We start from the raw sequence: 25,850 nt of genomic DNA, 5'->3' as shown, positions 1-25,850 counted from the left end.
AGAATTCCGACTATACGGTGGACGAGGACCTCTGCACTCCCTGGAAGCGATCCCGCCAACTGGGGAGAGTGCCGGGGAAGGGCAGGGCGCTTGCTTCGTAGATGGCGCGGGCACAGGCCCGTGCCAGGGCATGCGCCGCCGCGGTGCCGAGGGCGATCAGATCGCCGATCGGCTCAGTGAGCACTACGCGACCCGTGGCGGCGGCAAACACGGTATCGCCGTCGAGCGGGGTATGGATCGGGTGAATAGCCCGGGCGAGACCATCCTGCGCCATCACTGCGAAATGCTTGGTCTGTGCCTTGGTGAGCACGGCATCGGTCGCCACCACCGCAATCGTGGTGTTGCCGGCCTGCATGGCCTTGTGGCGCAACGCCAGCGCATCATCAGGCCATGGAGCTGGCAGGCCGAAGCCGCCGAACTCCCCCGCCTGCTCATAAGGCGCTGCCCAGAAATGAGCGCCGTCGCCGATGGTCGCGCTGCCGAGGGCATTGACGGCCACCAGCGCCCCGACGGTATGAAGCCCGCATCGTACCGAGGCCGAACCGAGCCCGCCTTTCAGACCGGCCGTGGTGGCGCCCAGCCCGGCGCCGGCCGATCCCAGCGCGAACGTATCGGCCGCTGCCCCGGCCGCGGCGAAACCGAGTTCGCGATAGGGCGGATAGCGTCCCCATCGCTTGTCGCCGCCATTGAGGAGGTCGAACAGGATGGCACCGGGAACGATCGGAACCCTGACGGCGCCGACCTGGAAGCCGCGGCCGTGCTCGGCCAGCCAGGCCCCGATGCCGGCGCCGGCTTCCAGGCCGAAAGCCGAACCGCCCGACAAGGCGATCGCATCAATGCGCTCGACCGTCCGCTCCAGGGCGAGCAGGTCGGTTTCCCGCGTGCCCGGTGCGCCGCCGCGCACGTCGACGGCGGCCACGGCCGGCTCCTCGAACACCACCGCCGTCGTGCCGGAGGCGATCCTGGCGTCTTCGGCATTGCCGACCAGCACGCCGGCGACATCGGTAATGAGATTGCGCATGAATCGTTCTCCGATCGTCGGCAGCTTGGCACCGCCGGCGGAGCGAGACAATCGGCCTCATGCCGAGGCAGCCCTGCGACATCATACCAAGTCTCGAATATGCTGACGCATATGAGACTTGAACACTCCGCAATTTCCGACACCAAATCAAAGATTTGGCGAAAATCGCGGGACGGAACCAGGAGTCATTTTCAATGCCTCCTGGTATCACTTCCGATCACGAGACAGGGAGTTCGACGAAACGGGCTTGGGCAAAAGGCGTGGGCGCGCTAGAGCAAGGGTTTCGCCGCCCAAAGGCGGTGCAGACGCGTAAATGCCTGTTCTGGATGGGTCCATGGCCGATATTACCTTGCCTGCCGTGTTCGTGGCCGGCCTGTTCTCCTTCCTCTCGCCCTGCGTGCTGCCGCTGGTGCCGCCCTATCTGACCTTCCTAGCCGGCTCCACGCTGGACGAGATGACGGGACAGACCATCGACAAGAGTATCCGCCGCCGTGCGGTGATCTCGGCCCTGTGCTTCGTGGCCGGCCTTGCCACCATCTTCATCTCTCTCGGTGCCGGCGCCTCCTATCTCCTCGTCCTGCGCAGGGCGATGGCCAATGGCCTCAGCGCCCTGGCCGAGAAGGGGATTCTCCCCGCCTCATGGGCCAACTCGATCGATCCCTTCTATCTGCTGGCAGGTATCGTCATCATCGCCATGGGCCTGCATTTTCTCGGGATCCTGCGCATTTCCCTGCTCTATCGCCAGGCGCGCCTGCAGGCCGGCACAGGCTCCGGCCCGTGGGGCGCCTTCGTGATGGGGCTGGCCTTCGCCTTTGGCTGGACGCCTTGCATCGGGCCGGTTCTGGGCACGGTGATCGCCGTGGCGGGCAAGGATGGCAGCGTCAGCCAGGGGGTGACCTTGCTCGCCATCTACACGCTCGGCCTGGGACTGCCTTTCGTGGTGGCCGCCTTTGCCATGAACCCCTTCATGCGTTTCCTGCGCTCCTTCCGGACTCATCTCGGCACGGTGGAGAAGGCGATGGGCGGGCTGCTGGTGGTCGCAGGCGTTGCCTTCCTGACCGGCGGCATGGCCGATTTCGCGATCTGGCTGCAGAACACCTTTCCGATCCTGAGCAAGCTCGGCTGATACCGGTCAGCGCGTCAAACTTCACGCGGGATTGGTTTTAGAGGGGAAGGCCCGTTCAGGGCTTTTCGAAAGAGCGCCAATTCCGCCAGATAAAAACCCGCCCCGGTGGAACCGGAGCGGGTCATGTTCATTCATCGCGATGGAGACAGAGGCCTCAGGAGGGGTTCTGCTCGGCGGCGATCTTGCCGTCCGCGGCCTTCTTCCAGCTGTAGATGGCATAGGCCGGCTGGGCCAGGTCGCCCTTCTTGTCGTAGGAGATCTCGCCGATCACGGTCTGGAACTTCTTGCCCGAATGCATGACCTCGGCGATCTTCTGCGGATCGGCGGACTTGGCTTCTTCGGCCGCCTGGGCCAGCACCTGCACGCCGGCATAGGCCAGCAGGGTGAAGCCGGCCGGATCGGTGCCGCCCTCGCGGAAGCGCTTCGCCAGATCGGCATTGGCCGGGTAGTCTTCGATCTTGGGCGCGAAGGTCATCAGCGTGCCGACCACGGCATCACCACCGATGGTGGCAAATTCTGGCGAGTTGAGGCCGTCGGCGCCCATCATGATGGTCTTGCCGCCCTGGTCGCGCAACTGCTTGAGGATCAGCGCACCCTCGGTGTAGTAGCCGCCCCACAGCAGCACGTCGGCACCGCTGGACTTCAGCTTGGTGACGAGACCGGAATAGTCCTTCTCACCAGCGTTCACGCCCTCGTAAAGCACTTCCTTCACGCCGGAATCGTTGAGGTATTTCTTCGCACCCTTGGCAAGACCTTCGCCATAGGTCTGCTTGTCATGCGCGATGGCGATCTTCTTGTCCTTGAAATGAGCCAGGACATAGTCCGCCCACACCTTGGACTGCTGGTCGTCGCGGCCGCAGGTCCGGAAGGTGTTCCACAAACCGCGATCGGTCAGCTTCTCGCTGGAGGCCGACGGCGTGACGTTGATGATGTTGTTGTCGGCATAGACATCCGAAGCAGCGATGGCGCCGCCGGAGGTCACATGGCCGATGACCCAGGTTATCCCGTCGCCTACGAATTTGTTGGCGACCGAGACGCTCTGCTTGGGATCGGCCTGGTCGTCGCCGACGCTGACGTCGATCTTCTGGCCGAGCACGCCGCCCTTGGCGTTGATGTCCTTCACCGCCATCTCGGCGCCTGCCTTGGTCTGCAGGCCGTAGGAGGCGGCAGGGCCGGTCATCGGGCCGCCGACGCCGAGCTTGATCTGCGCCTGCGCGCTACCGCCCAAGGCGAGGCCCGCCGCGAGTACAGCGCCGGCCAATGAAAGTTTGTTCATGGGGGTTCTTCCCTGTTGTACTGGGCGCAGACCGTTCTTTTCTGGATCGGTTCGGCTGCACCCGATGACGCCATTGTCTAAATTTCCAACGGCTTGTCACGGAAATTCAGGCGAATTCGCAAAGGGGAGGGCGGGTTAGTCCTCTCTCCCTGCGTCATGTCCTACGTCACGGCCCAATCCGAGCCGTGAAGAGGGGGCCTTCAAAGAAATCGCCCCAGCGAACCGGGGCGATCGAGGTATCGTGGAAAAGAAGGCAGATTACTTGTTCTGGAAGAAGTCGATCTTGCCGTCTGGGCCCTTCTTCCAGGAGAAGATGACGTAGTCGATCTGCTTCATGTCGCCCTTGTCGTCATAGGAGACATCGCCGATCACCGTCTTGAAGGCCTTGCCGGAGTGCATTACCTCGGCGATCTTCTGCGGATCGGCGGACTTGGCTTGTTCCGCGGCCTGGGCCAGGACTTGGACCGCCGCATAGGCCTTCAGCGTATAGCCTTCCGGGGTGAAGCCGCTGTCCTTGAACTGCTTGACGATGGCGGCGTTGGACGGATCATCCTCGGCCTTGGGCGCGAAGGACATCTGGGTGCCGATCACGGCATCGCCGCCAATGGTGGCGAATTCCGAGGAGACCAGGCCGTCGCCGGAGACCATCACGGTCTGCATGCCCTGGTCGCGCAGCTGCTTGAGGATCAGGGCGGCTTCGGTGTAGAGGCCGCCATAGATCAGCACGTCGGCGCCAACCGCCTTGAGCTTGGTAACGATGGCCGAATAGTCCTTCTCGCCGGTGTTCACACCTTCGAACAGGACTTCCTTCATGCCGTCGGCCGCCATCAGCTTCTTGGCGTTTTCGCCCAAGCCCTGGCCATAAGTGGTCTTGTCATGGACGATGGCGACCTTCTTGCCGGGATAGGTGGCCTTGACATAGTCCACCCAGACCTTGGCCTGCTGGTCGTCGCGGCCGCAGGTGCGGAACATGCCCCAGAGCTTGCGGTCGGTTACCTTTTCGTTGGTGGCGGCGGGGGTGATGGCGACGATACCGTTGTCGCCATAGACCTCCGAAGCGGGGATGGTCACGCCGGAGTTGTAGTGTCCTACCACCCAGGTCACGCCGTCGCCGACGAACTTGTTGGCAACCGAAACGCCCTGCTTGGGATCGGACTGGTCGTCGCCGACCGTCAATTCCAGCTTCTGTCCGAGCACGCCGCCGGCCGCATTGAGGTTCTTGATGGCGAGTTCCGCGCCCTGCTTGATCTGGGCTCCGGAGGCAGCACTCGGACCGGTGATCGGTGCACCGATGCCGATCTTGATCTGCGCGAAGGCGGACGTGCTGAGCAGCAGGCCTGCCGCCAGCGCTGCGCCTGTCAACCAGACTTTTTTCATGTCGTTCTCCCAGTGGCTTGGTGGAGCTTGCGGCTCCGGTCTGCGGATAGTCAGGACGTGAACGAGGCCGTCAGCCAAAGTTGCGCGTACAGCTCATCCGATTTCGTTGTTGCTTGTATTCGATCATTCCCCGCTCGAGCGTGCGCTCCAGCCAAGTGCTCCCGATCGCTGGAACATCCAGCCATATTTGCCGACCATCTGCTTGGCGAGCCGGACGCGATAAGACAGGAGGCCGATGAGCTGGATGATGACGAGATCGACCACGAAGTAATAGGGGGAAAACATGTTGCCCCCGAACGGCGCCTGGTGGAGGAAGCGCACGGCCATGGTCAGCAGCACCAGATAGAAGAACAAGATCGGGTAGCGGCTCCAGGTCGAGGCGCTGGCCTTGCCGGTCATCCAGGCGGCCCAGCCACCCATCAGCAAGGTGACGAGCACGAAGACGAACAGCTTGTCCTCATAGAGATAGGTTTCCATCTCAATGACCCCCTTCCAGATAGGCTGCGCGCACTTCGGGCCGGGCGAGCAGTTCCTTGCCGGTGCCGGACATGGTGATCGCGCCGTTGACCATGACATAGCCTCGATGCGCTAGCCGCAGTGCATGGAAAGCATTCTGCTCGACGAGGAAAACGGTCAATTTCTCAGTCTCGTTGAGCACCCGCACCGCGTCGAAGATCTGCTTGACGATGAGAGGCGCGAGGCCGAGCGAGGGCTCGTCCAGCATCAAGAGCCGAGGCCGGCTCATCAGGGCGCGGGCGATCGCCAGCATCTGCTGTTCGCCACCTGAAAGTGTACCGCCACGCTGGCTGGCACGCTCCTTCAGACGGGGGAAGAGCGTATACATGCGCTCGAGGTCCTCGGCGAAATGGGCATTGCCGTCGATCTCGGCACCCATCTGCAAGTTCTCGTAGACCGTCATGCGCTGGAAGATGCGCCGTCCCTCGGGGGACTGGGCGATGCGCAGCCGGGCGATTTCATGCATCGGCATATCGGTGATGTCTTGCCCGTCGAAGGAGATCGAACCGACACGGCATTTGGGCGAGCCGAAAACCGTCATCATCAAGGTGGACTTGCCGGCGCCATTGGCGCCGATGATGGTGACGATCTCACCCGGGTTGATGTCGACGTCGACACCTTTGAGAGCGTGCACCTGTCCGTAATAGGTGTGGACGCCACGCACGGTCAGCAGGGGCGAGGACATGTTCAACTCTCCGTTTCCTCGTCGGTGCCGAGATAGGCGGCGATCACGGCAGGATCGTTGCGGACCTGCTCGGGCGTGCCGTCAGAGATCTTGGTGCCGTAATTGAGCACCACCACATGGTCCGAAATCTCCATGACCACGGACATGTCGTGCTCGATCAGGAGAAGAGAGGTCTCGTGATCGTTACGGATCGTGCGCAGCAGCTTGTTGAGATCGAGGCTTTCCCTCGGATTGAGGCCGGCCGCCGGTTCGTCCAGGCAAAGCAGGACCGGCTCGGTGCACATGGCGCGGGCGATCTCCAGGCGGCGCTGGTCGCCATAGGGCAAGCTGCCAGCCGGATCGTCGGCACGCGCCATCAGGCCGGTCTTGTCGAGCCAGTATTTCGCCTTCTCGACCGCGGCCTTCTCGGCATGGCTGTAGGTGGGCAGGCCGAGAATGCCGAAGACGGAGAAGCCCGACGCGCGCATCAGGTGAACATGCTGGGCGACCAACAAATTCTCCAGAACCGTCATGCCTGCGAAGAGGCGGATGTTCTGGAAGGTTCTGGCAACCTTTGCCTGGCGGGAGACCATGAAGTCTGGCATGCGCTCGAGCAGATAGAGCGTATCCTGGCCATGGCTGAGCTTTTGCAGGGTGGTGGCGGTCAGGGCGTCGAATTCGTCCCAGGCCGCCGCCGAACCGTGACGCAGGCCGATCCGGCCTTCCGTTGGTTTGTAAAAGCCGGTGATGCAGTTGAACACCGTGGTCTTGCCGGCACCGTTGGGGCCGATCAAAGCGGTGATGTCGCCCCGGCCGCAATTGAACGAGACGGCGTTGACGGCGGTAAGGCCTCCGAACCGCATGGTCAGCTTCTCGACCTTGAGGATCGGATCGCCATGCCAGTGCTGTTCAGGATGGGCGTGCGAGGCGAGGGCAGGGTCGATCATGTCGTTGTTCCCGGGCGCGCTCATCCGTGACCTTCCTGTACAAGGGCGCCGGAGACGATCTTGCGTTCCTTCAGATAGACGGTCGGAGCGCGATTGGAGATGAGACCACGCGGCTTCCACAGCATCATCGAGACCATGGCGAGGCCGAAGATCATAGGGCGATACTGGCTCGGGTCGAAATCGGGTCCGAAGATCCATTTCATGAAGGTGAGTTCACGCAGGATCTCCGAGCCGCCGACGAGCAGGATGGCGGCCACGACCACGCCGAGCAGGCTGCCCGAGCCGCCGAGCACCACGATGGCGAGCACCATCACCGATTCCTGGAACACGAAGCTCTCGGGATTGATGAAGCCCTGCTTGGCTGCGAAGAAGGCACCGGCGAGACCGCCGAAGAAGGCACCGCTGGCGAAAGCCGCGAGCTTGGTGGTGGTGGTGTTGATGCCGAGCGAGCGGCAGGCGATCTCGTTTTCGCGCAACGCTTCCCAGGCGCGGCCAACCGGCAGCCGGCGCATACGGCTGGTGATATAGGCCGTCATCACCGCGAGAATGAGAATGACATAGTAGAAGAAGATCTTGCCGTAGATCGGCGAGAAGGCAAGGTCGAAGGTCTTGGCAAAACCGTTCGGCCCGGCGGTGAAGGGGATGCCGAAAAAGGTGGGCGGCTTGATCGAGGTGATGCCGTCATTGCCGTGGGTGAAGGATTTCCAGTTCACCAGCACGCTGCGGATGATTTCACCGAAGGCGAGCGTGACGAGGGCGAGATAGTCGCCGCGCAGGCGCAGCACGGGAAAGCCGAGGATGATGCCCCAGAGTGCGGCGAGGAAGCCTGCGATCGGCAGGCACTCCCAGAAGGTCATGCCGTAATAGACGGACAAAAGTGCGTAGGAATACGCGCCGACGGCATAGAAGGCGACATAGCCCAGGTCCAGCAGGCCGGCCATGCCGACCACGATGTTCAGCCCCCAGCCCAGCATGATGTAGATCATGATCTGGATGCCGTAGCTGTCGATCCACTTCAGAGACCCCTTGTCGCCGAGGCCCCACAGCATGACCAGCGGGAAGACGACGGCAAGCCCGGCGCCGAACCACATCACCCAGGGCGACATGCCGATCCGCGTCATGGCCGCCGCGAATTTGGAGGGCGCCTTGTGTTCCGGGCGCTGCGGGCGCAGCAGGACGAACAGGCGGATCAGGACGATGAGGCCGACGAGCACGGCGGTGGTGATCAAGCCGCCGAACCGCTTGCCGAAGCCGAAATCGGGATTGAGGAGGTTGAAGCGAAAACTGTTGGTCGCCTGGTCGGAATAGGTCGTCAGCCCCACCACAGGCAGGAACATGCAGGTGGAGATCACGGCCCAGAAGATGAGATCCTTGAACAGCTCGGCCGATGAAATACGCGTGGTGCCGGTTGCGGCCATGATCACACCTTCTCCACTTCGGGGCGTCCCAGCAGGCCTTGCGGCATGAAGATCAGCGTGATGGCGAGCACGGAGAACACCGCAACGTCGCGATAGGCCGCAACGTCGCCCTCGAAGGAACCTTCCCAGAGTTTCTCGATCAGGCCGATCAGCATGCCGCCCAGCACGGCGCCGGGCAGGGAGCCAATGCCGCCGAGCACCGCGGCGGTGAAGGCCTTCACACCAGGCACGAAGCCGTCACGAAAGTTCACGGAGCCATAGAGCACCAGGAACATCAGGCCGGCAACGGCGGCCAGGGCCGCACCCATGATGAAGGTGATGGAAATGGTGCGATCGACATCGACGCCCAGCAGGGCGGCCATCTTGCGGTCTTGCTCACAGGCGCGCTGGGCGCGGCCGAGCGAGGTCCTGGACACGATGTACCAGAAGATCGCCAGCAACACGGCGGTGGTGACGAAGATCAGGATGGCCTTGAGAGAGAGCGAGGCGTCCATGGCGCGCCCGTCCGCCGAGACCTCCGACCAGATCTGGTACTTGGCGCTGAGGGCGGCGTCCACCGCGTGGGGGATCGCCTTGGACTCGGCGCCCTGGCTGACCTGTACGAAGTTCGACAGTGCCATGGAGACGCCGATGGCGGAGATCAGGGGAGCAAGGCGGAAGGAGCCGCGCAGAGGACGGTAGGCGATGCGCTCGATGGCCCAGTTCCAGACACTGGTGAGGACCATGCCGATTGCCATCACCACCAGCAAGGCCACGATGACCGATGAAAGGCCGAGCAAGGTGACCAGGATCACGAAACAGATGAAGGCGATGATCGCTGAGAGCATGAACAGATCGCCATGAGCGAAGTTCACCATGCCGATGATGCCGAACACCATCGTGTAACCTACGGCGATGAGACCATATAGCGATCCTACCGCCAGCCCGTTGATGAGCTGCTGTAAAAACTCTGCCATCGTCTACAAACTTTCCCCTCTGTCGACGCCGTCCTTGCTTCTCCTGGTCTCCCTTTGGCGGGATTTTTGCCTAAGAGACAGGCAGTCATTCGACGATTTCCTGTCATAGCAAGCGCTTTGCAAACTGACAATCACCGTGGTGGTCTCGAAGGCGAAGTTTCTGGAAATCACGAAATATTTATGCAGCCCGGCGAATTTTATAGCGTCGGCTGGCGCCGGAAGCGTCAATTTTGACCTAGTAACGCCGAAAAAACGATTTAGCGGCTGAATGGCTCCAGTCGTACAAACGTGTAATGGCTGTTAGATTTCGTCTAGATCCACACAAAAATTTCGATAGCCATACTATCCTTCATCAAGGGAAAGAATGTTGCTGAATAATTGCGCACATACTGTGTAGACGAAAGCGTCGGCGCCGGGCTTAGCAACAAAATGTCAGGTTGGGATTTGTCGCAACCGCGCTAGCGCCTCCTGGGTGTCCACATCGAAGCTCGCGGCGATCGAAGAGACGGGAATCTCGACCACCGCATCGCTGTTCGCCTTGAGAATCTGTCGGCCGCCGGCATCGCCCTCGATGGCTTGCAGCTCATCGAAGAATCGCCGCGCCCAGATCACCGGGTTGCCGCGCTGCCCCTGCGTGACGGGGAGCACGATGAGGGCACCCTTGTCGGGTTCGAAGGCCGATATCAGCCGGTCGAGCAGGGCGCCATCCACCAGCGGCATGTCGCCCAGCGCGATCAGGGCCGCGTCGCATTCGACAGGAAGGGTCGCAATGCCGGCGCGCACCGAGGTGGAGAGGCCGTCTGCGAAGGCCGGATTATGCACGAAGGTAACAGCCAGCCCCGCAAGGGCAGCACGAACCTCCGCCTGCTGATGGCCTGTGACCACCGTGACCGAACTGGCCCGGCTGGCAAGCGCCGCTTCCACCGCGTGACGGACGAGCGGCTTGCCGGCATAGTCCTCCAGCAGCTTGTTCGGCCCGCCCATGCGCGTGGAGCGGCCAGCGGCAAGGACGATGGTCGCGACGGTCGGAGGGCTCGCGCCCGGCTTTTCGGCGGCGGCGCGCGGCTGCGGACGGCTGACGATCTCCATCAGCAGGCCCCCGACGCCGAGGCCGACGATGTCGGCGCGCGTGACCGGCAGGCCGGCCAGCAGTCGATGCAGGATCCAGTCGAAGCCGTTTTCCTTGGGCGAGCGGGCGCAGCCGGGTGCGCCCAGCACAGACATCGTGCCGGAACGCCCCAGCAGCAGGAGATTGCCCGGATCGACCGGCATGCCGAAATGTTCGACGGCGCCACCCGATATCTCGATGGCCGCGGGAATGACGTCGCGCCGGTCGGCAATGGCCGAGGCACCGAAGATGATGGTGAGATCGGCCTGCGCCGCCTTTGCGCGCTCGAGCGCCTGCGCCAGGGCAGGGGCCTGGTGCGGCACCCTTTCGTCGAGGACGAGCCTGGCCGCGGCCGGCGCCAGGCGCTCTTTCAGGACCTGGAGGGTGCGGGCGATCACGCTTTCCTTCAGGCCGGGAAGCAGAGTGGAGACGGCAGCGACCTTGAGCGGGCGGAAGGGAGCGATCTGGATGATCGGGGCACCCAGGCTGGCGAGCGCGCGCTCGAATGTCGGAGCCTCGACCGCAAAGGGGATGATCTTGACCGTCGCAATCATCTCGCCGGCCTTGACCGTATCGAAAGCGGGCAGAGTTGCGAAGGTGATGCTCTCGTCGATGGCGTTCACCCTGTCGACGCCGTCGCGATCGATTACCAGCACGCCGGCCTGTTCGGCAAACAGATTGGCCCGGCCGGTGAAAGGCTCGGCTACTCGCACGCCATGGCCTCTCAGTTTTGCGGCGATGCGCTCGGCGGCAATGTCCTCGCCGACATCGCCGGGATCGAGCCTGGCGATGACGATGGACTCGACCCCTTCGCGGCGCAGCGCTTCGATTTCGGTCGGCCGGATATGCGTGCCTTTCTTGAGGACCAGCCCGCCCTTGCGGATCGAATGGACAGCAACGCCGCCTAGAGCCTGATCGATAGAAATTTCACCGAAAAACATGAAAAAACAATCACTTATAACAGGGTTTTGACAGGGCGGGTGGCCTGGGTTGCCTCTCGCCGCTTTCCAATCGAAGTGCGCTCGTGATCTCGGCCATGATCGAGACGGCGATCTCGGCCGGGCTGATGGCACCGATGTCGAGGCCGATAGGCGCATGGATACGTGCCAGCGCCGCCTCGCCAACCCCGGCCTCGCACAACCTTTCGATGCGGCGCGCATGCGTCCTGCGCGAACCAAGCGCTCCCACATAGAAGCAATCGCGTTCGAGCGCATGTATCAGCGCTCCGTCATCGATTTTCGGGTCGTGGGTCAGGGCGACGAAGGCGGTGTAACGGTCTATGCCGAGGGGAGGCAAGGCGATATCGGGCCATTCGGCGAACAGTTTGACACCGGGAAAGCGCTCGGGCGTGGCAAAAGCGGTGCGCGGGTCGACAATGATCGGATCCTGGCCGACGAGTCGGGCCAGGGGCGCCAGGGCCTGGCTGATATGGACGGCGCCGATCATCACCAGACGTACCGGCGGCACGTGGACAGTGATGAAATGGCGCCTGCCGTCCTGCTCGATCGTGGCGGAGCGACCCTGCCGCAATTGCTGCGAAAGCACGGAGGCGAGCGGATCGGCCGGGATCGCGCTTTCCTCGACCAGACGTTCCTCACCTGTGTCGAGATCGGTGACGAGAAGAACGGCCTTGCGGGCGGCTTTGGCCCGGTTGAGGGCCTGGAGGGTGGCAAGTTTCATGGCAGAGCCTGCGGGAATGTTGCGAAAGAAGGGGGCCTTCAGTCCAGTTTCTCGACATAGACCCGAATGGTGCCGCCGCAGGACAGGCCGACCCGCCAGGCGGTCTCGTCGGCGACGCCGAATTCGAGCAGACGCGGCTTGCCTTGCTGGATGACGTCGAGTGCTTCGGTGACCACCGCACCTTCGACACAGCCGCCGGAGACGGAACCGAGAAAATTGCCGTCCTCGTCGATCACGAGGTTCGAGCCCGTCGGCCGTGGTGCCGAGCCCCAGGTCTCCACCACGGTGGCGATGGCGACGCCCTTGCCCTGTTCCCGCCAGTGCTGGGCGCTGGCGAGGATGTCGGTGTCGGAGGCGAAATTGCTGGCAGTATCACTCATCGAAATTGCTCCTTGAAACAGGGCTTTCAGCCGCAATGCAGTTCACTTGAGCGTCTTGGAGTTTGCACAACCTTTGTCATTGCCAGGCTTGACCCCGCAATCCAGGCTTGGGCCCTGTTGCGCGGGTGGCTTGTGGATCTACACCGGACAACCGGTCCGGTTGAGGGCAAGCCCGGCTATGACAATTTGGAAGGTTTCCTCCTTAAGTGAGCTGTATTGCCCGTCAACCAACGCGTTTTAACCAACTCTTGGGATCGGCTGAGGCATCGGCCTTGCGGTCGAGGGCTTTCACCAGATCGCCCATGCTCCTCAGATTGTGAATGGTCCTGAATTCGTCAACATGCGGCAGCATGGCCTTGATGCCGGCGGCCCGTGCTTCGAAGGCATCGAAGCGCAGTAGCGGATTGAGCCAGATCAGGCGACGGCAGGAGCGATGCAGGCGATCGAGCTCCTTGGCGAGGCCGGGATCGACCTGGCGCTCCAGCCCGTCCGTGATCAATAACACCGTGGCGCCCTGGCCGAGCACGCGGCGCGACCAGTCCTTGTTGAAACGTTCCAGGCAATGGGCGATGCGGGTGCCGCCATCCCAGTCCCTGACGGCACGGGAGGCATGTTCGAGTGCTTCGTCCGGGTCACGCGTGCGCAGGGACCGGGTGATGTTGGTCAGCCGCGTGGCGAAGACGAAGGCATGCACGCGCCGGCCCCTTTCAGAGATCGCATGCAAGAAGTGCAGGAACAGGCGGGAATAATCCGCCATCGAGCCGGATATGTCGCAAAGCGCCACGAGGGGTGGATGTTTCTCGCCGGCTTGCCGATAGGCGATGGTGACGAGATCGCCGCCGCTGCGCATGGCAGCCCTCAACGTCCTTCGCAGGTCGATGACCTCGCTGCCCCCGGGCCTGAGGCGGCGCGTCGGCTGGATGTCGAAGGGCAGGCGCAGTTGCGCCATCTCCTTCTTGGCCGCGACGATTTCCTCCGCTGTCATCTGAGCGAAGTCCCGTTGCTTGAGAATCTCGTGCTCCGACATGGTCAGGCGCGCGTCGAACTCGACGAGCTGCTTTTCCTCCACCTCGCGAGGCGGTTCCTTGTAGAAGGCGTCGTTGACGCGCTGGGCACCGGCCTTGGGTTTGGGCGGTTCCTTCATCGCCACCGCCTGGGGAGACATCATGGCGATGAGCTTTTCGGTGAGGGCACGCTGGCGCCAGAACAACTCGAAGGCCTGGCGGAACAGCAGGGACTGCTCATGCCGCGTCACGAAAACGCTGTGCAGCGTCCAGTAGAAATCCTGCTTGGCGCCGAGGCCTGCCGTCTCCACCGCCCGGATGGCATCGAGCACGCTGGCGGGACCGACCGGCAGGCCGGCGTCGCGCAGCAAGCGGCCGAAATAGGCGATGTTGTCGGCAAGGCGGCTGGGCGTGATTGGCATGGGGTCAGCCATCATCCACTCCCGCCATGGATGAACGGGACGACTTTCTACCCTCCCCTGGAGGGGGAGGGTCGGACCGGAGGTCCGGGGTGGGGTGACCACCTCGCAAGAATTCCGTCTCGCCAATCCAAGTCCGGCAAGACCGCACCTTTTCACCCCACCCCGACGCTTCGCGTCGACCCTCCCCCTCCAGGAGAGGGTAAAGAACGCGCGTCTCGGCCAGGAAGCTGCAACCTTCAGGCATGGGTCTGCGCCCCGGCCTTGACGCTGTCGATCAGCCTTTTGGCCTGACTGCCGGAGAGGCGGGCAATGTCGTCCTGATATTTCAGGAGCACGCCGAGCGTGTCGGAGACGAGGGCGGGATCGAGCGCCACCGCGTCGAGTTCGGTCAGGGCGGTGGCCCAATCCAGCATCTCGGCGACGCCCGGGGACTTGAACAGGTCCTCCCGGCGCAGTGCCTGTACGAAGCCGATCAGTTCGCGCGACAGCTTGGCCGGTACATGGGGTACCTTGCGGCGCAGGATCTCGAGCTCGTTCTCGGCGCTGGGGTAGTCGACCCAGTGATAGAGGCAGCGCCGCTTGAGAGCGTCATGGATCTCGCGGGTGCGGTTGGAGGTGATCACCACGATGGGCGGCGATTCCGCCTTGACCGTGCCGAATTCGGGGATGGTGACCTGGAAATCCGAGAGGACCTCCAGGAGATAGGCTTCGAAGGCTTCGTCGGTGCGGTCGAGTTCGTCGATCAGCAGGATCGGCGCACCACCGGCCTGAGGGCGCACAGCCTCCAGGATGGGCCGGGCGATCAGGAAGCGTTCGGAGAAGAGATCGGAGCCCAGGCTGGCGCGGTCGACGCTGCCGCCGGCCTCGGCCAGGCGGATCTCGATCATCTGCGCCATGGTGTTCCATTCATACACCGCCGAAGCGATGTCGAGGCCTTCATAGCATTGCAGGCGTATCAAGGGGCGTCCCAGCGTCGCGGACAGCACCTTGGCGATCTCGGTCTTGCCGACGCCGGCTTCCCCTTCCAGGAAGAGCGGTCGGCCCATGCGCAGGGCAAGGAACAAGACGGTGGCAAGGTCTCGTCCGGCCACGTAATCGGCCTCGGCGAGCAGGGCGGCTGTTGCGTCGATGGAAGCGGGAAGGGGGGTAGGCAAGGCAAACTCCTGAAATCTGCCGGCATTAGAGTGTTTTCCAGAAAAGTTGAAAGACTTTTCGATTAAGAAAACACGTAAAAACAAAGAATTAGAGCAAAGTACAATTCAGAGATATCGCACTTTGCTCTATAGGACGAGTCCCGTCAGGTCGAAGCGAAACCGTGGGATATCGGTTCTTGAGCCCTCCGGCATCAGAAGGGGGCGAGGCCCGCATCCGCGAAGGCCTGGCGGTAATGGGTGGCCGTGCCCGCGTCAAAGCAGCAGAACACGATCAGCGAAGGGGGCGCCGTGAGCAACGGCAGGGTATCGGTCACGGTCGCGATGGCGATGCCGGCTGCCTCGTCGGCGGGATAGCGGTAGATCCCGGTGGAGATGGCCGGAAAGGCGATGGAGGCAATGGCGTTGGCAGCAGCGACTTCCAGGCTGCGCCGATAGCAGGAGGCGAGCCTCGCCGCCTCCCCCTGGCCGCCGCCGTTGAAGACCGGGCCGACGGTATGGATGACGTGGCGGGCCGGCAGCCGGTATCCGCCGGTGATCTTGGCATCGCCGACCTTGCAGCCGTTCAGCATGCGGCACTCGGCCACCAGTTTCGGTCCGGCGGCGCGATGGATGGCGCCGTCCACACCCCCTCCGCCGAGCAGGGAGGTGTTGGCGGCATTGACGATGGCGTCCACCGCGAGCGTGGTGATGTTGGCGATCACCACTTCAAGGCGGGTTTTCGCAAGATCCGTGAAGAATTCTGGTTCGGGCATGATCCTGGGACCGCAGGCGTCTCGCCTGCATCTTCCTTTCCGCGAGCGTCCCGTTGCCAAGAGCAGGCGAGACACCTGCGATCCCAGAGGACGCTCGCGTTCTCGGCTTACCTCACTTCGCCGCGGCCACGGCTCTCTTGGTCAGAACGCCGATCAGATGGGCGCGATAGTCGGCGCTGGCGTGAATATCGCCATTGAGCCCCTTCGACGACAGACTCACCCCATCGAGCGACTTGGCGTGGAAGCGCGACGACAGGGCTTCTTCCGCCTTGGTGTGGCGGAACACGCCGTCGGAGCCGGCTCCAGTGACGGCGACCCGTACCGAACTTCCCTTCTTGGCCACGAACACGCCGACCAGGGCGTAGCGCGAAGCGGGATTGGGGAACTTCTGGTAGGCAGCCTTGGCCGGAATGGGGAAGGAGATCTTGGTGACGATCTCGCCTTCCTCCAGCGCGGTGTCGAACAGGCCGGTGAAATATTCGTCGGCCGGAATCTTGCGCTTGTTGGTGATGATGGTGGCGTTGAGAGCCAGGGCGGCGGCCGGATAGTCGGCGGCGGGATCGTTGTTGGCAATCGAGCCGCCGATGGTGCCGCGCGAACGCACCGCCGGATCGCCGATCATGCCGGCAAGAGCGGCGAGCGCCGGGATGGCTTCGCCGACAGTGGCGCTGTCAGCCACCTCGCCATGAGTGGTGGTGGCCCCGATGATGAGGTTTCGGCCCTTCACCTCGATGCCGCTGAGGCCCTCGATCTTGGTGAGGTCGATCAGGGTGGTGGGGCTGGCGAGGCGCTGCTTCATGGTGGGCAGCAAGGTGTGCCCGCCAGCGAGCAGTTTGGCGTCCTCGGCCTTGGCGAGGGCGGCGACGGCTCCCCGGACGGAAGTCGGGCGCTGATAGGTGAACGGATACATGGGAGGCTCCCGGTTAGACTGGGGGGCGGGTCTTAAGACCCGCCTTGCTTGATCGGTTCGTGGTTCCAGGCGGGTCCAAAGACCCGCCTCCGTTTATTCCGCGGCTTTCTTGCCCTTGGCGGCGCGCTGGACGGCGTTCCACACGACCTGGGGGGAGGCCGGCATGGCAATGTCTTCGAGACCGATGGCGTCAGTGATGGCATTCATCACCGCTGGTGGTGCCGCGATCGCACCAGCCTCGCCGCAGCCCTTGATGCCCAGCGGGTTGGAGGGGCAGACTGTCTTGGTCATGCCGACATTGAAGGAGGGCAGGTCGTCGGCGCGCGGCATGCAATAATCCATGAAGGAAGCGGTCAGGAGCTGGCCGTCCTTGTCATAAACAGCACCTTCGAGCAGAGCCTGGCCGACGCCCTGGGCGATGCCGCCATGCACCTGGCCTTCGACGATCATCGGGTTGATCAGTTCGCCGAAATCGTCCACCGCCGTCCATTTGTCGATGGTGGTGACGCCGGTATCGGGATCGATCTCGACTTCGCAGATATGCACGCCCGCCGGGAAGGTGAAGTTGGTGGGATCGTAGAAGGCGCCTTCCTTCAGGCCGGGCTCGAGGTCCTGGCCGGAGAATTTATGGGCGATATAGGCCTGCAGCGCCACCTCGCCGAAGGCGAGACCCTTGTCGGTGCCGGCCACCGAGAAGCGCCCATCCTTGAACTCGATGTCGCCCTCCGACGCTTCCAGCACATAGGAGGCGACCTTCTTGCCCTTGGCGATGACCTTGTCGACCGCCTTGACGATGGCCGACATGCCGACCGCGCCGGAGCGCGAGCCGTAGGTACCCATGCCGAACTGCACCTTGTCGGTATCGCCATGCACGACGGCGACGGAGTCGATGGAAATGCCGAGCCGGTCGGAGACCAACTGGGCAAAGGTCGTCTCGTGGCCCTGGCCGTGGCTGTGCGACCCTGTCAGCACCTCGACGGTGCCGATCGGATTGACGCGGATCTCCGCCGATTCCCACAGGCCGACTCCGGCGCCGAGCGAGCCGACGGCCGCCGAGGGCGCGATGCCGCAAGCCTCGATATAGGCCGAATAGCCCAGGCCCCTCAGCTTGCCGGCCCGCTCCGAGGCACGGCGGCGGGCGCCGAAACCCTTGACGTCGTGCAGCTCCATCGCCTTGTCGAGCGAGGCATTATAATCGCCGGCGTCATAGGTCATGATCACCGGGGTCTGGTGCGGGAAGGATTTCACGAAGTTCTTCTTGCGGAACTTGGCGGGATCCAGGCCGAGTTCGCGCGCCGCCACCTCGACCAGACGCTCGACCACGAAGGTAGCCTCCGGCCGCCCGGCGCCGCGATAGGCGTCGACGGGAGCGGTGTTGGTGTAGACGCCGTCGACCTCGGCATAAACAGCCGGAATATCGTACTGCCCCGACAACAGCGGCGCATAGAGATAGGTCGGCACACTGGAGGAGAAGGTCGACAGATAGGCGCCGAGATTGGCGATGGTGTGGACGCGCAGGCCGGTGATCTTGTTGTTCGCGTCGACGGCGAGTTCGGCGTGGGTGACGTGGTCGCGGCCATGGGCGTCGGCCAGGAAGGCCTCGGTGCGGTCTCCGGTCCATTTCACCGGCCGGCCGATGCGCTTGGCGGCCCACACGCACACCGTCTCCTCGGCATAGATGAAGATCTTGGAGCCGAAGCCGCCGCCGACGTCGGGGGCGATCACGCGCAGCTTGTGTTCGGGCGCAATGCCGATGAAGGCCGAGAGCACCAGGCGGGCGACATGCGGGTTCTGCGAGGTGGTGTAGAGCGTATAGGCCTCGGTGCCGGAATCGTAATCACCGAGCGCGGCACGCGGCTCGATGGCATTGGGCACCAGGCGGTTGTTGACGATGTCGAGCTTGGTGATGTGCTTGGCGGTCTTGAAGGCCGCGTCGGAGGCCGCCTTGTCGCCGAGGTGCCACTGGAACACCGTGTTGTTCTCGGCTTCGGCGTGGACCTGGGGAGCGCCTTTGGCCTGGGTCTTGGCGGTATCGGCGCTGGAAGGGAGTGCCTCATAGGTGACGTTGATGGCTTCGGCGCCGTCCTTGGCCTGGGCCAGGGTCTCGGCCAATACGACGGCGACGTGATCGCCGACATAGCGCACCTTGCCCTGCGCCAGGGCCGGATGGGCGCCGGCCTTCATCGGCGAGCCGTCCTTGGAGTGAATCATCCAGCCGCAGATCAGGCCGCCGATCTTGTCCTGCGCCAGATCCTCGCCGGTGAGGATCTCGATGATACCCGGCAGCTTGCGGGCCGCGCCGATGTCGATCGACTTGATCGCCGCATGGGCATGCGGCGAGCGCAGGAAATAGGCATGGGCCTGCCCCGGGCGATTGATGTCGCCGGTATAGTTGCCCTTGCCGGTAATGAAGCGGAAATCTTCCTTGCGGCGCACCGGTGCGCCCACGCCTGTGGCGTTCATAACATTCTCTCCCCATCAGGATTGGAATAATCCCCGGCAAACAAAGGCTTCGCCGAGAGAGTCGATGAAAAGCTCGAGGTTGGAGCGTCAGCCGATGGTGCCTATAGGCCGCCAAACTTGTTCGAGGTGACGCATCCAGGAGAGAATAGGGTTATTCGGCCGCCTGTAGCGTTTCGCCTTCGGTCATCGCCTTGGCACCTGCCGCCACCGCCTTGACGATGTTGTGATAGCCCGTGCAGCGGCAGATATTGCCTTCGAGTTCATGGCGGATGGTGGTCTCGTCGAGATCGCCGCCGAGCCGGGCGACCATGGCAACCGAGGTCATGATCATGCCGGGCGTGCAGAAGCCGCATTGCAGGCCGTGATTGTCTCTGAAAGCTTCCTGCATCGGGTGGAGCTGGCCGTTATTGGCGAGGCCCTCGATGGTGGTCACTGAGCCGCCGCTGGCCTGAACGGCGAGGGTGGTGCAGGATTTGACGGCCTTGCCATCGATATGCACCACGCAGGCACCACACTGGCTGGTATCGCAGCCGACATGGGTGCCGGTAAGCCTCAGATGCTCGCGCAGAAAATCGACAAGCAATGTACGTGGATCAATATCAGCCGTAATTTCCCGTCCATTGACGAGAAGCGAAACGGAAGCCATGGGGTCCTCCAACCGGTTCGCGATCTGTTGTCCTCTCTATGTTCGCCGTCATTCATTTGGCGGCCTGAACGGAAGACTCTCATATAGCAGATCGGAATAATTCCAGTCTGGACCCCCTCTTTTCGGTGGTCAAGTGACAAGCTTGAAAAGTTGAGGGCCATTTTCACGGGGTTTTTCGCGATTTTTTCGATTTTTCGAACAAAGCGGGCGAACGGCCCCTGCGACAAGAAAGCACGAGTGCGAAGGCCTTGCGATGCAGCATGGTACGCTGTGCTGCGAAGGGAACTGTGCGGCAAAAGCACAACACCCATCCGCAAATGACGTGTGCGACGCCCAGTTTGGAATTGGACAGCACAATCATCTCGAAATTGTCGCAGAGTCCCACTATAAGCCCGGCAAGGATCTCACGAGTCAGCCTTATTTTGGAACCGCGTAACCCCAGAACATCCGAACTCCTTGCGGCTATCGCTTCGGCGGAAGGAGAGGACCGTATCTATTTCGGTGACCTGACGGCCGCCATGCGCAACCGCGCCTTCGGTATTCTGTTCCTATTGTTCGGCATACCGATCTGCCTGCCCATTCCCGGCCTTGCCACCGTTTGCGGTTTCATCATTACTTTGATCGCCGCACAGATGATCCTCGGCCGCGACAATCTATGGTTGCCGCAATTCCTCGCCCGCCGCAGTTTCGCCCGCAAGGATCTGCAGCGACTCGTCACCAGGGCGGAGCCCTGGATCCAGTGGGTCGAGCGGTTCGCCACGCCTCGCCTGGCGCCTTTCGCCGATGCACGCTCGCGTCGTATCATCGGCATTGTCGGGTTTGTCCTGGGCCTGGCACTGCTTCCAGCCATTCCGGTCATCGGTGCCATCCCGCTCGGTATCCCGATCTGCATCCTCGGTCTCGGCTTGGTGGAGCGCGACGGCGCGGTGATCCTCGCCGGCTATGTCGCCACCAGCCTGGGCCTGCTGATCACGGCCGGCCTCGGCTATCTGATGTTCCAGGGTGCTCTGGCGGTCTTCTGATGCCAGGAAGCATTGGAAGTGACGCCTGGTTTCTTCGGACGATTTTCGCCAAATCTTTGATTTGGTGTTGAAAATCGTCAGGTGTTCAAGCCGAGGTAACTGCTCGCCTCCTACCGTTGAGGGGCTGGACGACCTTAAGCAATTACCAGCCGAGAATGCGTCGGCATTTTCGAGGCTTTTGGTATGAGACGGGCGGTTCGGACAAGTCCTGTTTGAGGGCGGCGCAAACCCCGTAAGCAATTACGCTTCGATGAAGCGGATGCTGTCGCCCTGGCTGATCGGCCCGGGCTGCTCCACGGTGCCGTAAATGCCGATCTGGTTGGCGAACTGGCGCGCGACCGTCTTCATGATGGCAGGCGTTCGCTGGGCTGTCTGAGGATCGAGGGTGATCATCACGCAGCGGTCGATCGGCCGGTCGGTGCGCAGCCGGACCTCCTGATTGCCGATGGCGACCCGCTTGCCGAGCCAGTCGCGCTCCCAGGTCTCGGCATCCGTGGGTTCGACAAGGAGGTTGATGCGGAAACGCTGCAGATCGATGTCGCCGCCATGGGCCTGCGCCAGGCGCCCTGCCGTGGTGGTGCTGACCAGCGAGAGGACGGCGCTGTCGAAATGGCCCCGCCCGAGTTGCATCAGATGCACGGCCTCGCCGGCGGCCTCGCTCAATTCCCGGCACAAAGCAGGATCGTCGATGTCGTATTCGCCGCCTTTGGGCGAGGCCACGGTTAGCGCCGAGGCCTTGGGATCTTCCGGCTTGAGGTAGCGGGCGCGATAGCGCAGCAGATCCGGCAGATCCCGGCCGGTGAGGTAGGGGAAGCGGCCGCGGTCATTGGTTTTCACGAAGGCATATTGCCTGTCGCCTGCCAGGCCGTTCCAGCGCAGCTCGACCGTGTCGAGGGCATCGCTGCCCATGGATTTGACCGGAAAACGCTGGATCCGGCGGATGATGCCGATCGAACCGTCCTTGCTCATGTCTGCTCGGCTCATGTCTGCTCGCCACCGGAGGTTGCGAAGGATCAGTGGATGGAGAGGCCGTGGGAATCCCATTGGTCGCGCGGCACGGCTTCGCCGATCCTGTAGTCCAGAGATATCACCTTCATGCGATCGGGTGTCGCTTCGCAGCTGAAGGAATATTGGTACCAGATCCCGCCGCTGCGGAAGGCGCCGCCATCGCCCTTGAGGGTGTCGCCCGTCACATGGGGATCCCCCAGCGCATAGGCGATAACGCTGTCAGGTTTGTAGGGCCGGGATTCGTGGCGCAGCCTTTCCATCAATTCAATGTCGCAGGCTTGCTGAAACCGATCGGCGGGAGCCAGTTTTGCGAGACCGGCTTCGGTCCGGTTGTTCTGGCGCGCAAGAGCAGGTGTCAGGGTAAGGGCGATCAGGGCGATCGAAAGCAGCGTCGATTTCATTCATCCAGTCCAGGCGGAGACAGGCCTATGCCGGATCGCGTGAACGACCGGCACGGGCCCGGTATTGGCCATGATCCTCACCATGCATCGTGCGATCGGGCAAAGGCCCGGGAAGCCCGCAGCATTTGGAATGGAGGGTCCGGAACAACAAGCGTTTCGTGACCACGCTTCCTGTTTTAGGCGACCAGCCCCGGTGGCCGAGGTGGCCATTTCCATGGCGAGGAGGATCGGCCCAGGCCGAAATGGGTTCGGTTTCAACCCAATTCAATCCCGCGCCGATTCAGGGAGGGCAACCTAACGCTTCATCCGCCCCTTGTCGATCCGTGGCGGACCTGGATATCCGCATGGTGGCTGCGGTTCGATCCTACCGTTCGCGTGCCGAATCCACGCTGATCGATCCGGGGCCGGCGAAAACGAAATAGAGGAAGAGGAAGCAATAGAGGATGGCGGCGTCACCGCCATTCAGGGCCGGGAAGAAGGATTTCGGTGCGTGGAACATGAAATAGGCCACCGCCATCTGTCCGGAAAGGATGAAGGCGACGGGGCGGGTGAACAGGCCGATCACGATGAGCAGACCGCCAAAGGCCTCGAGAATGCCGCCGAACCACATCAGGCTGAAGAGCGCGATCTCGCGATCGGGCGGGAGTGCCGGAAAACCGAACAGCTTCTGGGTGCCGTGCGCCAGGAAGATCAGGCCGGCGACGATGCGAACAAGGGAAAGGATGGTCGGCGCATAGGCCTGGAGGGTCGATTGCGTCGATGGTTGTGACATGCTGCTCCTTCCGTGGATGGCTAAAGCGTTTTGCTTTAGGGGAAGAGCAGCCTTAGGTCACCCGCCGGTGTCTTTCCAGCCCGCGCGACCGGCAAGGCGATCACGAACCATCACGTTCTTGTTTAACTTCATTCCAGACTTGACGGATTTTCCGCGGCGTTCCGCTGTCTGGCCGTAGGACATGCGCCGATGCGTTATGGTTCAGGGCGTGTCGAGCACGCCTGTCTTGCCGATGATGTAGGGCGGTCTGGGAATGGCGATGTGGGCCGCCCGCAAGGCTGCCGACCAGCGTTCGCGCAAATCGTGGAAATAGGGCTCGCCCGGCTCGATGCGATGGCTGATCTCGGATTTGAGCGCGTCGCGCCGCACGGTGAGGATGTCGATCGGCATGCCGACGCCGAGATTGGAGCGCATGGTGGAGTCCATCGAGATCAGGCCGACCTTGAGGGCATCCGGCATTTCCGTCTCGTAGTTCACGGCGCGGTCGAGGATGGGCTTGCCATATTTGTGCTCGCCGATCTGCAGATAGGGCGTATCGACCGTAACCTCGATGAAATTGCCGGCAGAATAGATCATGAAGAGTCGCATCTTGCCGCCCTTGATCTGTCCGCCGAACAGGAAGGCCACGTCGAAGCGGCTGTTATGCTCCTCCAGGCTGCGGCCATCGGTGGCGTAGACGGCGCGGATGGCCCGGCCGATCAACTGAGCGGCCTTGAACATGCTGGGCATGCTCATCAATGTGTCGACGGCGCCGGTATCGGGATTTTCCAGGCCCTCCTGGATGTGGTCCAATACGGCCTGGCTAACGGACAGGTTGCCCGAGGTGCAAACCGCCAGCACGCGCTCGCCCGGCTCCTCGAACACGTGCAGCTTGCGGAATGTGGCGATGTTGTCGATGCCGGCATTGGTGCGCGTATCCGCGATCATCACCAGGCCCTCGCGAACCGAAATCCCGACGCAATAGGTCATCGACTGAACTCCCAAGCCGCCCGCCGGCGGTGCCCCCATGCGAACCCGAACCCCAGGCTGCAGCGATCTTCCCATAGAGCAAGATTCGTTTGCCGCCTACGGGCGCAGCGTCGGTCGAGACAGCGGCAAAAGGCGGCAGGGCAACCTTTTAGTGCTTCGGCGCGGAACGCAGGCTCGAATAGACCATGCGCAGGACCAGCACCAGCGTGGTCAGCACGATCAGGATGACGGAGATCGCGGCGATGGCCGGATCGATGTTGTCGCGTACGCCGCTCCACATCAGCCGGGGCAGGGTGATGGCGTTCACGCTGGTGATGAAGAGGGTGACGCCGATTTCCTCCCAGGACAGCACGAAGGAGAGCATAGCCGCCGTCAGCAGCCCGAACTTGATGTTGGGCAGGATGATCCTGGTGGCGCGCTGCCAGACGCTGGCGCCCATGCCGCGGGCAGCCAGATCGATGCGCCGGTCGACCTGGCTGAGCGAGACCAGGATCAGCACCACGCAGAAGGGGACGATCATCACCACATGGGCCAGCACGACGCCGAGCCAGGTATCGAAACCGATGGCGGAGCTGACCTGGGACAGTCCCGTGAGCAGGAAATAGAGCGTCATCGCCGAAACGACCGGCGGCACGATCATCGGCAGCAGCACGAAGCCGACAAGGGCCGCGCTGAAGCGGGGGCGGAACATCCAGATGCCGACGCAGAACAAGGTCGCCAGCGTGGTAGCAAGCGCCGACGAGACCACGCCGATGCGGATGCTGAGCAGGATGGCATTGGCCCAGTCCGGATTGGTGAAGAGCGTGCGGTAATGGGTCAGGGCATAATTACCGTTGGGCATCGACAGATAGCGGGCCGCCGTGAACGACACCGGCACCACGGCCAGCAGTGGCAGCAGCAGGAAAATGGCGACGAGGGCGGCCGCGGTGAGCGCGATCAGGCCGGGGCGGTGCGACGTCATTTGGACACTCCCGTATCGCCGAGGCGGGCATAGCGGAACAGCAGGCCCATCAGCACCGCCACGATCACCACCAGCGTGACGCTGATCGCCGCGCCCAGGCCCCAGTCCGGGCTCTGGAACATGCGCAGATAGATGAGTTCGGCCACCATCACGCTGCGGCCGCCGCCGAGAATGGCGGGTGTGACGAAGAAGCCGAGGGCGAACACGAAGACGATGAGCGTGGCGCCGATGATGCCGGAAAAGGTCATCGGCACGAAAACGGACCAGAAGATGCGCATCGAACCGGCTCCCATGCCGCGTGCCGCGAGGAAGACGCGCTCATCCAGGCTGCGCATGGCCGAGGCCAGCGGAAACACGGCGAAGGGAATAAGAAAATGCGACATGCCGATGATGACGCCGAATTCGTTGCGCACCAGCGTCAGCGGCTCCGAGATGAAGCCCAGACTCTGGAGCCAGCTGTTGACCAGGCCGCGATTGGACAGCAAAGCGAGCCAGCCGAAAGCGCGGGTCAGCACCGAGATCCAGAAGGGGATGAGGATGCACAGTTCCGCCAGGCGCTGCTGCATCGGCGTACCGCGCACCCAGACATAGGCGATCATGTAGGCGGCGATGACGGTGATTACCGTCACCATGGCGCAGATACGGAAGGTGCGCAGGAAGACCGAGAGCACCAAGGGATCGCCGGCAAGCCTTTGATATTGCGTCAATCCCGGTTCGGGCAGCGTGATGCTCCATTGGGCCACGCCAAGGAAGGGAATGAGATAGACCAACGTCAGGAACGCCAGAAGCGGTCCTGCCAGAACCAGGAATGAGAGCGAAGACAAAGGCTTGTGCATGAAAGCTCTCGCATGTCTTCACTGCCCGGGCTTGGGTCCTGCCCGGGCAGTGGATGAAAGG

Annotated in this window: 25 protein-coding genes; 2 read left to right on the top strand and 23 right to left on the bottom strand. The window is 62.8% G+C overall.

Translation table 11 applies throughout. The features are described 5' to 3' along the window. Positions 1–10: 10 nt before the first annotated feature. Positions 11–1,021: a P1 family peptidase gene (locus ACN6KF_RS10855; protein ID WP_434956857.1), complete on the bottom strand. Its 1,011-nt coding sequence runs from the start codon at positions 1,019–1,021 to the stop codon at positions 11–13. Between the two features lie 334 nt (positions 1,022–1,355). Here ACN6KF_RS10855 and ACN6KF_RS10850 point away from each other — a divergent pair, with 334 nt between their 5' ends. Continuing rightward, positions 1,356–2,147: a cytochrome c biogenesis CcdA family protein gene (locus ACN6KF_RS10850; protein WP_434956856.1), complete on the top strand. Its 792-nt coding sequence runs from the start codon at positions 1,356–1,358 to the stop codon at positions 2,145–2,147. 154 nt (positions 2,148–2,301) lie between these two features. Here ACN6KF_RS10850 and ACN6KF_RS10845 read toward each other — a convergent pair whose 3' ends face one another. The 16 genes from ACN6KF_RS10845 to ACN6KF_RS10770 form a co-directional block, all read right to left on the bottom strand. After that, positions 2,302–3,423: a branched-chain amino acid ABC transporter substrate-binding protein gene (locus ACN6KF_RS10845; RefSeq protein WP_434956855.1), complete on the bottom strand. Its 1,122-nt coding sequence runs from the start codon at positions 3,421–3,423 to the stop codon at positions 2,302–2,304. Between the two features lie 258 nt (positions 3,424–3,681). Continuing rightward, positions 3,682–4,800, bottom strand: a complete 1,119-nt coding sequence (locus tag ACN6KF_RS10840) for a branched-chain amino acid ABC transporter substrate-binding protein (RefSeq protein ID WP_434956854.1) — start codon at positions 4,798–4,800, stop codon at positions 3,682–3,684. A gap of 123 nt (positions 4,801–4,923) precedes the next feature. Next, positions 4,924–5,277 (bottom strand): DUF6867 family protein, encoded by a 354-nt coding sequence (locus ACN6KF_RS10835; protein WP_434956853.1) that lies wholly within the window; start codon positions 5,275–5,277, stop codon positions 4,924–4,926. A gap of 1 nt (position 5,278) precedes the next feature. Next, positions 5,279–6,001, bottom strand: coding sequence for an ABC transporter ATP-binding protein (locus tag ACN6KF_RS10830; protein ID WP_434956852.1), 723 nt, complete (start codon positions 5,999–6,001; stop codon positions 5,279–5,281). Between the two features lie 2 nt (positions 6,002–6,003). Next, entirely contained in the window at positions 6,004–6,927 is a 924-nt protein-coding gene (locus ACN6KF_RS10825; RefSeq protein ID WP_434959651.1) for an ABC transporter ATP-binding protein, read from the bottom strand. Between the two features lie 20 nt (positions 6,928–6,947). Beyond that, on the bottom strand, positions 6,948–8,345 hold the full coding sequence (gene livM, locus ACN6KF_RS10820) for a high-affinity branched-chain amino acid ABC transporter permease LivM (RefSeq protein WP_434956851.1): 1,398 nt from the start codon (positions 8,343–8,345) through the stop codon (positions 6,948–6,950). 2 nt (positions 8,346–8,347) lie between these two features. Beyond that, positions 8,348–9,301: a branched-chain amino acid ABC transporter permease gene (locus ACN6KF_RS10815; RefSeq protein WP_434956850.1), complete on the bottom strand. Its 954-nt coding sequence runs from the start codon at positions 9,299–9,301 to the stop codon at positions 8,348–8,350. Between the two features lie 432 nt (positions 9,302–9,733). Further along, positions 9,734–11,350, bottom strand: a complete 1,617-nt coding sequence (locus tag ACN6KF_RS10810; RefSeq protein ID WP_434956849.1) for an NTP transferase domain-containing protein — start codon at positions 11,348–11,350, stop codon at positions 9,734–9,736. A 10-nt stretch (positions 11,351–11,360) separates the two neighbouring features. Continuing rightward, positions 11,361–12,089 (bottom strand): XdhC family protein, encoded by a 729-nt coding sequence (locus ACN6KF_RS10805; protein WP_434956848.1) that lies wholly within the window; start codon positions 12,087–12,089, stop codon positions 11,361–11,363. A gap of 38 nt (positions 12,090–12,127) precedes the next feature. After that, positions 12,128–12,469 carry an XdhC family protein gene (locus tag ACN6KF_RS10800; RefSeq protein WP_434956847.1) on the bottom strand — a complete coding sequence of 114 codons (342 nt, stop codon included), beginning with the start codon at positions 12,467–12,469 and terminating at the stop codon, positions 12,128–12,130. Between the two features lie 223 nt (positions 12,470–12,692). Then, a complete protein-coding gene (locus tag ACN6KF_RS10795) occupies positions 12,693–13,895 on the bottom strand; it encodes a vWA domain-containing protein (protein WP_434956846.1) in 1,203 nt (400 codons plus the stop codon). A 236-nt stretch (positions 13,896–14,131) separates the two neighbouring features. After that, positions 14,132–15,049 carry an AAA family ATPase gene (locus ACN6KF_RS10790; protein WP_434956845.1) on the bottom strand — a complete coding sequence of 306 codons (918 nt, stop codon included), beginning with the start codon at positions 15,047–15,049 and terminating at the stop codon, positions 14,132–14,134. 191 nt (positions 15,050–15,240) lie between these two features. Next, positions 15,241–15,801: an O-acetyl-ADP-ribose deacetylase gene (locus tag ACN6KF_RS10785; RefSeq protein WP_434956844.1), complete on the bottom strand. Its 561-nt coding sequence runs from the start codon at positions 15,799–15,801 to the stop codon at positions 15,241–15,243. 112 nt (positions 15,802–15,913) lie between these two features. Beyond that, positions 15,914–16,711: an FAD binding domain-containing protein gene (locus ACN6KF_RS10780; RefSeq protein WP_434956843.1), complete on the bottom strand. Its 798-nt coding sequence runs from the start codon at positions 16,709–16,711 to the stop codon at positions 15,914–15,916. A gap of 93 nt (positions 16,712–16,804) precedes the next feature. Next, positions 16,805–19,174, bottom strand: coding sequence for a xanthine dehydrogenase family protein molybdopterin-binding subunit (locus ACN6KF_RS10775; protein WP_434956842.1), 2,370 nt, complete (start codon positions 19,172–19,174; stop codon positions 16,805–16,807). A 151-nt stretch (positions 19,175–19,325) separates the two neighbouring features. Further along, positions 19,326–19,820: a (2Fe-2S)-binding protein gene (locus ACN6KF_RS10770; protein WP_434956841.1), complete on the bottom strand. Its 495-nt coding sequence runs from the start codon at positions 19,818–19,820 to the stop codon at positions 19,326–19,328. Positions 19,821–20,242: 422 nt separating this feature from the next. Here ACN6KF_RS10770 and ACN6KF_RS10765 point away from each other — a divergent pair, with 422 nt between their 5' ends. Continuing rightward, complete coding sequence (locus tag ACN6KF_RS10765) at positions 20,243–20,842, top strand: exopolysaccharide biosynthesis protein (protein ID WP_434956840.1); 600 nt, start codon at positions 20,243–20,245, stop codon at positions 20,840–20,842. Between the two features lie 240 nt (positions 20,843–21,082). Here ACN6KF_RS10765 and ACN6KF_RS10760 read toward each other — a convergent pair whose 3' ends face one another. The 6 genes from ACN6KF_RS10760 to ACN6KF_RS10735 all read right to left on the bottom strand — a co-directional run bounded on the left by ACN6KF_RS10760 (position 21,083) and on the right by ACN6KF_RS10735 (position 25,789). Then, positions 21,083–21,826, bottom strand: coding sequence for an MOSC domain-containing protein (locus ACN6KF_RS10760; protein ID WP_434956839.1), 744 nt, complete (start codon positions 21,824–21,826; stop codon positions 21,083–21,085). 29 nt (positions 21,827–21,855) lie between these two features. After that, on the bottom strand, positions 21,856–22,251 hold the full coding sequence (locus ACN6KF_RS10755) for a DUF930 domain-containing protein (RefSeq protein WP_434956838.1): 396 nt from the start codon (positions 22,249–22,251) through the stop codon (positions 21,856–21,858). A 364-nt stretch (positions 22,252–22,615) separates the two neighbouring features. After that, positions 22,616–23,023, bottom strand: a complete 408-nt coding sequence (locus tag ACN6KF_RS10750) for a DoxX family protein (protein WP_434956837.1) — start codon at positions 23,021–23,023, stop codon at positions 22,616–22,618. A 201-nt stretch (positions 23,024–23,224) separates the two neighbouring features. Beyond that, positions 23,225–23,992, bottom strand: coding sequence for a proteasome-type protease (locus ACN6KF_RS10745; protein ID WP_434956836.1), 768 nt, complete (start codon positions 23,990–23,992; stop codon positions 23,225–23,227). A 148-nt stretch (positions 23,993–24,140) separates the two neighbouring features. After that, positions 24,141–24,953, bottom strand: a complete 813-nt coding sequence (locus ACN6KF_RS10740) for an ABC transporter permease (RefSeq protein WP_434956835.1) — start codon at positions 24,951–24,953, stop codon at positions 24,141–24,143. Then, positions 24,950–25,789, bottom strand: a complete 840-nt coding sequence (locus ACN6KF_RS10735) for an ABC transporter permease (protein WP_434956834.1) — start codon at positions 25,787–25,789, stop codon at positions 24,950–24,952. Before ACN6KF_RS10735 ends, ACN6KF_RS10740 begins: the two co-directional genes overlap by 4 nt. Positions 25,790–25,850 lie beyond the last annotated feature (61 nt).

It is taken from the genome of Labrys methylaminiphilus subsp. lupini (assembly GCF_051161885.1).
Classification (GTDB): Bacteria; Pseudomonadota; Alphaproteobacteria; order Rhizobiales; family Labraceae; genus Labrys.
The sequence above is the reverse complement of the archived record's forward strand: the minus strand, read 5'-3'. Positions and strand labels throughout refer to the sequence as shown.